The sequence below is a fragment of the Paracoccus aeridis genome, from assembly GCF_004923205.2.
In the GTDB taxonomy this organism is placed as follows: domain Bacteria; phylum Pseudomonadota; class Alphaproteobacteria; order Rhodobacterales; family Rhodobacteraceae; genus Paracoccus; species Paracoccus aeridis.
Genome location: NZ_SELD02000036.1, coordinates 35,499 through 44,162 on the forward strand (window position 1 = coordinate 35,499; position 8,664 = coordinate 44,162).

An 8,664-nucleotide genomic window follows, 5' to 3' on the forward strand; every position below is an offset into this window, starting at 1 on the left:
TGTCGTTCAGCTTCTCATCCTGGGGTCGAGCACGTCGCGCAGCGCGTCGCCCGCCACGTTGGCCGTCAGCACGATCACGAAGATCGCCAGCGACGGGATGATCGCGATATGCGGCGCGAACAGCATGAAGTCGCGCCCCTGCGATGCCATCATCCCCAGCTCCGAGGCGGGCGGCCGCGCACCCAGGCCCAGGAAGCTCAGCGCCGAGCCCAGCAGGATTACCTGCCCGAACCGCAGCGACATGAAGATCATGATGGACGAGATGCAGTTGCGCAGCAGGTAGCGGGTGAACAGCATCCGGTCGGGCAGGCCAAGGGCGCGCCCGGCCTCGACGAACTCCTGCTTCATCACGCCGACGGCGACGGACCGCGCGATCCGGGCGCTGTCGGGGATGGTCGCCACCGCCAGCGCAAGGATCACCGGCGTCACGCCGGCCCCCATCACCGCCACCAGCGCGAGGCCCAGCAGGATCGCGGGAAAGGACAGCATCACGTCCGCCGTCCGCATGATCCAGGGGTCGAGCCGGCTGTAGAAGGCCGCGAGCAGCCCCAGCAGCGATCCGATGCCGCCCCCCAGGACGACCGCCACCAACCCGATCAGCAGCGTGAGCCGAGTCCCGTGCAGCAGGCGCGACAGGATGTCCCGGCCCTGTCCGTCCGTCCCAAGCGGGAACTCGGCGCTGCCGCGCTCGGCCCAGGCGGGCGGCAGCATCATGTTGCGGGTGCTTTCGGCCGGGTCGTGCGGGGCGAGCCACGGGGCCAGGATCGCCGCAAGCGCGATCAGCAGGAACACCGTGATCGCCAGCGCCGCGGCGGGGTCGCGCATCAGGGCGGCGAGCCAGTGGCGGCGGGCGGGGGCCTCGTCGGCGGCGGGGGCGATGGTGTCGGTCACGCTCATGACTTCTGGGCCCGCGGATCAAGGACGGCGTAAAGCATGTCCACGATCATGTTGATGATGATGAATCCCAGCGCGAGGACGAGGATCGTGCCCTGCGCCAGCGGGAAATCCGAGGACAGGATCGCGCCGACCGCTAGCCGGCCGATGCCGGGGTAGGAGAAGATCGTCTCGGTCACGACCGCGCCGCCCAGCAGATAGCCCGCCTGCAGCCCGATCAGGGTGACGACGGGGATCAGCGCATTGCGCAGCGCGTGGCGCAGGATCACCCGGCGCTCGGTCAGGCCCTTGGCGCGGGCGGTCCGCACATGGTCCAGCCGCAGCACCTCGAGGACGCTCGACCGCGTCATCCGGGCGACGGGGCCGACGAAGATCAGCCCCAGCGACAGCGCGGGGATGACCAGATGGCGCAGCCCCTCGATGGTCCACAAGGGGCCGCCGCGCCCCATGAAGGGCAGGATCTGCAGGGTCACGCCCAGGAACTGCATCAGCACCAGCGCGATGAAGAAGATCGGCAGCGACACCCCCGCGACCGAGACCGCCATGATCCCCCGGTCCAGCCAGCTTCCCCGCCGCACGGCCGCGATGGTGCCCATCGCGATCCCCAGCGGCACGGCCCAGATCAGAGAGGCGATCATTAGCTCGACCGTCGGTCCGACAGCGGCGGCAAGCTCGCTGAGGACGGGCCGGTTCGAGATGAGCGACCGGCCCAGGTCGCCCTGCATCAGCCGTTCCGCATAGCGGCCGAGCTGCACGATCAGCGGCTGGTCCAGCCCCATCTGCTGGCGGATCTGCGCGACGACCTCGGGCGTGGCGGTGGGGCCGGCCATGATCTGCGCGGGGTCGCCCGGCGCCATCTTGATCAGCAGGAAACCGAAGATCACGACGCCGATCAGCACCGGGATCGACAGCAGCAGGCGGTTGACCAGCGCGCTGATCATGCCGGTCCGGACCGTTCATGGACGATCTCGCCGCTCCGCAGGGTCATCTCGCAGACCGCGTCCAGCAGCGCCTCGGGGTCGACGGACGTCAGGTCGCGGTCGAAGACGGCAATGTCGGCCAGCTGCCCCGGTTCCAGCCGCCCCTTCAGCCCTTCCTCGTGCGAGGCATAGGCCGAGCCGAAGGTATAGGCGTGCAGCGCCTCGTCGATGCTCAGGCGCTGTTCGGGCCCGAAGACCTTGCCCGTGCGCGTCTTGCGGGTGACCATGTTGTAGATCACCGCCCGCGGGTCGATGTCCGTCACCGGGCAGTCGGTCGAGGCCGATGGGTTCAGCCCGCGCAGGGTCCAAGTCCGGAAGGGATGCGAGGCGGCGATGCGGTCCTTTTCCAGCACCGTGTCGTAGTTGTCGCCGAACCAGTAGAGGAACGAGGCCTGCGCCACCGGCAGGACGTGCAGCCGCTCCAGCCGGTCCATCTGGTCGGGGCGCAGCCAGCCGCAATGCTCGATCCGGTGGCGGCGGCCGTGCGCCGGGTTCGCGGCCTGCGCCGCCTCGATAGCGTTCAGCACCTGCTCGATGGCGGCGTCGCCGATGGCGTGGATGCCCGTCTGCCAGCCCGCGTCATGCGCCTCGCGCACCATCGCGTCCAGCTCCGCCTGGTCGGGAATGCAGAGCAGCCCCTTGTTGCCGGGATCGCCCATGTAGTCCCGCGTCATCGCGGCGGTCTTGGACCCGGCGCTGCCGTCGGTAAATATCTTGACCGGGCCGATGCGGAACATCTCGTCCCCTGCGCCGGTCGTCAGCCCCTCGGCCATCGCCTGCGGCAGGATCGAGCGCGTCTTGTCGGCCATCACGCAGCCATAGACGCGGACGGGCAGGCGGCCTTCGTCCCGCGCGCGGCGATAGGCGACCATCTCGTCCCAGCCGTCATGCAGGCCGATCGCGGCCTCCATAACCGAGGTGATGCCGTGGCCCAGCATGACGTGCCCGGCGCGCTCGATCGCCTCGACCATGTCGTCGACGGAGGTATGGGGCAGGACCGCCTCGAACGGCTCGCGTCCCGTTTCCGCGACCATGCCGGTCAGGCGGCCGTCGCGCATCTCGATCAGCCCGCCTTCGGGCTGCGGCGTGCTTTCGTCGATGCCAGCCAGTTCCAGCGCGCGGCTGTTGGCCACGGCCGAATGCCCGTCCGTGCGCACGATGTAGCAGGGGTGATCGGGGCACGCGCGGTCGAGTTCGTCCCGGTGCGGGAACCGGCCGACGTCCAGCAGGAAATGGTTGAACCCGCGCCCCAGCACCCACTCGCCCGCGGGCGTGTCGGCGGCGCGCGCCCGCAGCGCGTCCAGCAGCGATTCGAGCGTGGGGGTGATCTGGGGCCGCAGATCGACCCGGCTCATGTCCATGCCGAGCGGCAGCAGATGCATGTGCGCGTCGTTGATCCCGGGCATCGCGAAGCGACCCTTGAGGTCAATTCGCCGGGTCTGCGGACCGGCCATGGCGTCGATCTCGGCCGTCGTGCCGGTCGCCGCCACGCGCCCGTCCTTGATCGCCACCGCCTCTGCCCTGGGCAAGCCCAACCCGCACCAGACCACGCCCCCGGTCAGCACCACATCCGCTGCTTCCACCGTCCACTCCCTTCGTGTTCCTGCGTGGTCAGTGGACGTTTTCGATTCCCGACCTGTCAACACGAGAGGACTGCCATTGGCATCGTCGGAGCTTATGGGGCGATAAGTAGCGCCTTCCTTTGCCGTGGACAATGGTCAGAACCCTCCGCCCGTACCGTCCCCTGACTGGACCACCCCACGATGCTGCGTGGAAGGCATCGCTCAGAAGTTCGCCGTCAGGCCCAGCCAGAGACGCCGGCCCTCCAGGACGGTGTTGAACTCGCTCTCGCGGATTTCCTCGTTGAGCACGTTGTAGACCGCCGCGTTCAGGGTCGCCGTCTCGGTCAGATTGTAGTTCGCCCCTGCATCCACGGTCGTGTAAGCGGCATACTTGCGCCCGGTCTGTCCGTTGATCTCGATGGGGCGGCCGTTGGTGCCGATCCGCAGCCCCGAGGCGATTTCCGAGCCGTGGTAGTTGGCGCTAAGCCAGCTATCCAGCCCCTCGACCGGCGTAACCCAGTCGAAGCGCAGGCTGGCCATGTGTTCGGGCGTGCGGGCCACGGGGAAGCCGGCGAAGTCGCCCGTCTTCTGCTCGGACTTCGTGTAGGTATAGGACGCCCGCGTGGACAGGGTTGAGGTGATCTCCCAGTCGCCGGTCAGCTCCAGCCCGGTGATCTCGGCCTCGTCGACGTTGAAGTTGCGGTAGATGCTGTAGTAGTAGAGTTCGCCGTCCGCGCCGGTGTAGCGCGGCCCGTCCGTCCACACCTCGTCGGTGCGGATCTGCTGCAGCTTGTTCCTGAACCTGGTATGGAACGCGGTGGCACCGACCGTGAAGCTGCCGCCCTCGTAGATCGCGCCCAGTTCGACGTTGGTGGTCTCCTCGGGATCGAGATCGGGGTTGCCCAGGATCACCCCGCAGGACGGAGGCGTGTTGCCGGAACAGCCGCTTCCGCCCGTCGTGTAGGCATAGCCCGGCGTGATCGTCCGGATGTCGGGCGCGCGGTAGCCGGTCGAGATCCCGCCCTTGACGGTCAGCGCGGGCGTCGCGTTCCAGACGCCATAGATGCGCGGGGTGACGTGGCTGCCGTAGATCTCGTGATCGCTGAAGCGCAGGCCGAGGGTCAGGGCGAAGTCCTCGCGCATCCGCCATTCGTCCTCGGCGAAGACGGCCCATTCGTCCAGCGACAGCTTTTCGTCATAGCGCTGCTCGGGGGGCAGATGCGCCTGCGCGCCGGGGTTCTGGTCCTCGACAAGGGTACGCAGGACCTGTCCGCCGAAGGTCAGCCGGTGCTCGCCGTTCCAGTCCAGCGGCATGCCGGCCTTGGCATCCACGACCGTGTTGCGGACCAGCGGCGAGCGCAGGTTCTCCTCATACGTGGTGTCCAGCGCCTCGCGGCTGAAGCTGGTGCGCTCGCCGGTTTCCTGCGCGAAGCTGAGCTCGGTCTCCATGTCGCCGAACTGACCCTTGTGGGTCAGCGACCAGTGCTTGCGGTCGTGGTCGCGGTAGCTGAGGTCGCTGTAATCCTCGCTGGTGATCCGGGTGCGGCCGGCTTCCAGTAGCAGCTGCTGGTCGGGATCGATCCGCCAGGTCAGGCGGCCGCCCAGATCGAAGTCGTCCGAGGCATCCAGCCCACCCGGGATCGAGGAGGCATCCTGGTCGAACTTGCGACCCCAGAGCTGCAGCCCCAGCCTGTCGGCGACCAGCGGGCCGGCGGCGTAGAACGAGGTCTGCTGGCTGTTTTCAAACCCTCCCTCGTCCTGGAAGACGCCCTCGGCGGTGACCGATCCGGTCCAGCTGTCGGACACCGGCTTGGTGATGACGTTGATCACGCCGCCCATCGCATCCGAGCCGTACAGCGAGGACATCGGTCCGCGAACGACCTCGATGCGGTCGATGGCCGCGATCGGGGGAATGAAGCTCTGCTCGTAGCCGGCGCTGCCGTTGGTCCGGGAATCGCGCGTGTTCTGCCGCTTTCCGTCCACGAGGATCAGCGTGTACTGGCCCGGCAGGCCGCGGATGTAGATGTCGGATTCATTGGCGATGCCGGTGGTGACGACGCCCTGCACCTCCTTGAGCGCGTCGGTCAGGTTGGTGAAATTGCCTTTCTGCAGTTCCTCGGAGGTGATGACCGAGACGCTGGCGGGCGCTTCCGCGAGTGTCTGCTCGAAGCCCGAGGCGGTGATGACGACGGTATCGAGAACGACGGTATCGGAGCCCATTTCCTGCGCTGCGGCCAGCGCGGGAGCAGAAAGCGCCGTCAGCGACAGGAGAACGGTGCGGAGACTGCGGCCGCGACGACGGACAAGGGAGGATTGCAGGAGAGAGGGCATCGGCAACTCGCGTGAATGAACGACATGGGTTGCCTTGGTTGAGAGAGCGAAAGGGAGCGCCACGACCTGGGTGATCGCAGGGTTGTATTCTGATTATTTTACTTGGGCAATGCCGTGGGCCGGATGCGGGACCGCGTGTGGCTTGCGAGCGACAGACGGCAGGGTCGTCGCCTTGCGCCCGAACCTCTACTGGTTCGTTTGGCTTTGATACGTTCCGCCCGCGGCGCTGTCCCATTCACGGCGTGCCGAGCCCTTCGGTCCGCCATGGCTCGAGTATCGACCGCGCGGTTGCCCTGCCCTTGGGCGTCAGCGTCAGCATGTCGCCCTGCCTGACGAACAGATCCTCGGAAATGCCTGCCGCCATGACCCGGTGCGCCGTCTCCCGGCTCCAGCCAAGATGGGTCCGCAAGGCCGTGGCCACGTTCTCTTCGGTCCGTTCCGCCGTGTCCTCGTGCGCGTAGAGGTGGACGGCGACGGTGCGCAGCTGGTTTTCCTGCCGCTGTCCCCGGCGACGACAGGCCCGCGCGATGATCCCGTGGCGTGGCCCAAAGAGGAAGGCGAGCGTCAGGAAGACGCCGGTCATGACCGCCATCATTCCGCCGATCGACACGTCGAGCGCCACGGCAATGAAGTACCCCAGAACGCGAGAGTGTCCGGTCTTCTGTGTACGACTGACCCGGTCCATGCTTCCTGAGAGGAGCAAGGACGATGACGATTTCCAACGAGCTGCTGGACGAGTTGCTGAAGGGCTGCAAGCGGCCCGAGGATTTGCTCGGCGATGCCGGGCTGATGAAGGAGCTGAAGGTCCGGCTGATGGAGCGGATGCTTGGGGCCGAACTGACCGCGCATCTGGGCTATGAGGCCGGGGCCGAGCCGCCGCCCGACCAGGCCAACCGCCGCAATGGCACCGCGACGAAGCGGGTGAAGGGCTCGGATGGCGAGGTGCCGCTGGCGGTGCCGCGCGACCGGGACGGCAGCTTCGAGCCCGAGCTGGTCAGGAAGGGCCAGACCCGGATCGACGGGATCGACGACAAGATTGTGGGGCTCTATGCGGCCGGCTTGTCGGTGCGCGACATCCAGGCCCATCTCGAGGAGCTTTACGGACTACGGGTGTCGCCGGACCTGATCAGCCGCGTCACCGATGCCGTGCTGGAGGAGGTCCGGGACTGGCAACACCGGGCGCTGGACCGGATGTATCCGATCGTCATCTTTGACGCTCTGCGAGTGAAGATCCGCGATGCCGACAGCCGGATGGTCAGGAACAAGGCGGTCTACATCGCCCTGGGCGTCACGCGGGAGGGCGAGCGCGAGGTTCTTGGGCTCTGGATCGCCGACAACGAAGGTGCCAAGTTCTGGCTGTCGGTGATGAACGAGCTGCGCAACCGCGGCGTCCAAGACATCCTGATCGCGGTCGTGGATGGGCTGAAGGGCTTTCCCGAGGCGATCACCGCCGCCTTCCCGGACACCACGGTCCAGACCTGCATCGTTCACCTGATCCGGCACTCCATGAACTTCTGCAGCTGGAAAGACCGCAAGGCTGTGGCCGCCGACCTGCGCCCGATCTACGAGGCCCCGACTGCCGAGGAGGCCGCCCGCCGGCTCGATGACTTCGAGGGGACATGGGCCGGGAAATACCCGTCCATCGCCCCAGCCTGGCGACGGGCCTGGGCCGAGGTGATCCCGTTCTTTGCCTTCAGCGCCGCGATCCGGAAGATCATCTACACCACAAATGCCGTGGAGTCGCTCAACCGGGTGCTGCGGAAAACCCTGAAAACCAAGGCCTCATTCCCCACCGAGGAGGCTGCAACCAAGCTGATCTTCCTGGCCATCCGCAACTTCGAGAAGGGCGGCCGCGCTGTCCGGGAGTGGGTTGCCGCCCGCAATCAGCTGGCCATAATGTTCGCAGGGCGCTTCGACGCCTGACCGTATCTGTAAACCGCATGGGCCCGGTCAGATACACAGAGCTTCAGACACTCCCCAGAACGCTCGATCCGATCGAGATCACCGCTCCGTAAACGAGCATGAGCCAGAGCCTGTCGGTCAGAAGATACGCGGCAGAGGGCGGCACGATCACGAAGGCAATGAAGAGCACCGCGCCCACGGCATCGAAGGCCGCGACGCCGGTCGCGCTGACGAGAAGGAGGAGCGCGTAGAACATGATGCCGGGAACGAAACCGAGAGCGGCGGCAAGGCCGGGATCGAAGGTCGTGATCTTCAGTTCCTTGTAGAAAAGCGTCACGAACAGAAGGTTCACCACGGTGACAAGGCTCATGAAGACCAGAGCCTCGGGCACGTCCTGGCCTCCGACGGACATCGTATCCAGCCACACGAAGCCGATCTCGCCCAAAAGCACGCTGTGCTGGTCGATATGGACGTCGCGGGCGTAGAGGTTCAGCAGAAGCACGCCGACCGAGAACAGGACCGGAAAGACCAGCCCGATTGCGGCGTCGTATTTCACCCGCCCGGTGCTGAACAGAAGCTCGGTCAGGAAGACCGTCAGCACGCCGGTAAGCGCGGCGCCGAGGATCTGCACCGGCCCGGCAGTGTCGCCCGTCAGCAGCCAGACGACGACGATGCCCAGGATGATCGAATGGCTGATCGCGTCGGACAGCATGGAATTGCCGCGCACGGATACTGCGCCAGCTTCGGCACGAAGCTGCGGCACGAACTGCTCTGTAACTTCTACAGTTTCGCCGATGCAAGGATCGTTAGTGTCGGCCCAGCTTTTCATACAGGACCAGGCGCCCGCGTTCAGCCTATTGCCTCCCACCCGCAAGGTCTTAGAGACGCCGGGTTTGCCGCTCCAGGCCGATCCCTCATGCACTAAGATCGAAAGTCGACCAATCACTAGGTGGCCTGCCCCCCTGAGGTGGTCCGTTTGTAATCTTAGTGCATGA

Annotated in this window: 7 protein-coding genes; 1 reads left to right on the top strand and 6 read right to left on the bottom strand. The window is 66.6% G+C overall.

Features of this window, described 5'->3' with window-relative positions; all coding sequences use genetic code 11:
- Positions 1-6: 6 nt before the first annotated feature.
- The 5 genes from ELI80_RS11285 to ELI80_RS11305 all read right to left on the bottom strand — a co-directional run bounded on the left by ELI80_RS11285 (position 7) and on the right by ELI80_RS11305 (position 6,452).
- The gene (locus ELI80_RS11285; RefSeq protein WP_136652022.1) at positions 7-897 is read right to left on the bottom strand and encodes an ABC transporter permease; all 891 of its coding nucleotides are present in this window, start codon (positions 895-897) and stop codon (positions 7-9) included.
- Positions 894-1,835 (bottom strand): ABC transporter permease, encoded by a 942-nt coding sequence (locus tag ELI80_RS11290; RefSeq protein ID WP_136652023.1) that lies wholly within the window; start codon positions 1,833-1,835, stop codon positions 894-896. The genes ELI80_RS11285 and ELI80_RS11290 overlap by 4 nt, the downstream gene beginning before the upstream one ends.
- A complete protein-coding gene (locus ELI80_RS11295; RefSeq protein ID WP_136652024.1) occupies positions 1,832-3,457 on the bottom strand; it encodes an amidohydrolase in 1,626 nt (541 codons plus the stop codon). The genes ELI80_RS11290 and ELI80_RS11295 overlap by 4 nt, the downstream gene beginning before the upstream one ends.
- A gap of 201 nt (positions 3,458-3,658) precedes the next feature.
- The gene (locus ELI80_RS11300) at positions 3,659-5,656 is read right to left on the bottom strand and encodes a TonB-dependent receptor domain-containing protein (RefSeq protein WP_236641463.1); all 1,998 of its coding nucleotides are present in this window, start codon (positions 5,654-5,656) and stop codon (positions 3,659-3,661) included.
- A gap of 346 nt (positions 5,657-6,002) precedes the next feature.
- Positions 6,003-6,452 (bottom strand): hypothetical protein, encoded by a 450-nt coding sequence (locus tag ELI80_RS11305; protein WP_136652026.1) that lies wholly within the window; start codon positions 6,450-6,452, stop codon positions 6,003-6,005.
- 23 nt (positions 6,453-6,475) lie between these two features.
- Between ELI80_RS11305 and ELI80_RS11310 the strand changes: the two genes are divergently transcribed.
- Positions 6,476-7,690, top strand: a complete 1,215-nt coding sequence (locus ELI80_RS11310) for an IS256 family transposase (RefSeq protein WP_136652027.1) — start codon at positions 6,476-6,478, stop codon at positions 7,688-7,690.
- Positions 7,691-7,733: 43 nt separating this feature from the next.
- Here the strand turns inward: ELI80_RS11310 and ELI80_RS11315 are convergent, their stop codons facing one another.
- Positions 7,734-8,432 (bottom strand): metal ABC transporter permease, encoded by a 699-nt coding sequence (locus ELI80_RS11315; RefSeq protein ID WP_236641464.1) that lies wholly within the window; start codon positions 8,430-8,432, stop codon positions 7,734-7,736.
- Positions 8,433-8,664 lie beyond the last annotated feature (232 nt).

Bases quoted from the DNA above. Each gene is read 5' to 3' on its own strand.
- ELI80_RS11290 (WP_136652023.1), bottom strand. From the start codon at position 1,835: ATGATCAGCGCGCTGGTCAACCGCCTGCTGCTGTCGATCCCGGTGCTG.
- ELI80_RS11305 (WP_136652026.1), bottom strand. From the start codon at position 6,452: ATGGACCGGGTCAGTCGTACACAGAAGACCGGACACTCTCGCGTTCTG.
- ELI80_RS11300 (WP_236641463.1), bottom strand. From the start codon at position 5,656: ATGGGCTCCGATACCGTCGTTCTCGATACCGTCGTCATCACCGCCTCG.
- ELI80_RS11285 (WP_136652022.1), bottom strand. From the start codon at position 897: ATGAGCGTGACCGACACCATCGCCCCCGCCGCCGACGAGGCCCCCGCC.
- ELI80_RS11310 (WP_136652027.1), top strand. From the start codon at position 6,476: ATGACGATTTCCAACGAGCTGCTGGACGAGTTGCTGAAGGGCTGCAAG.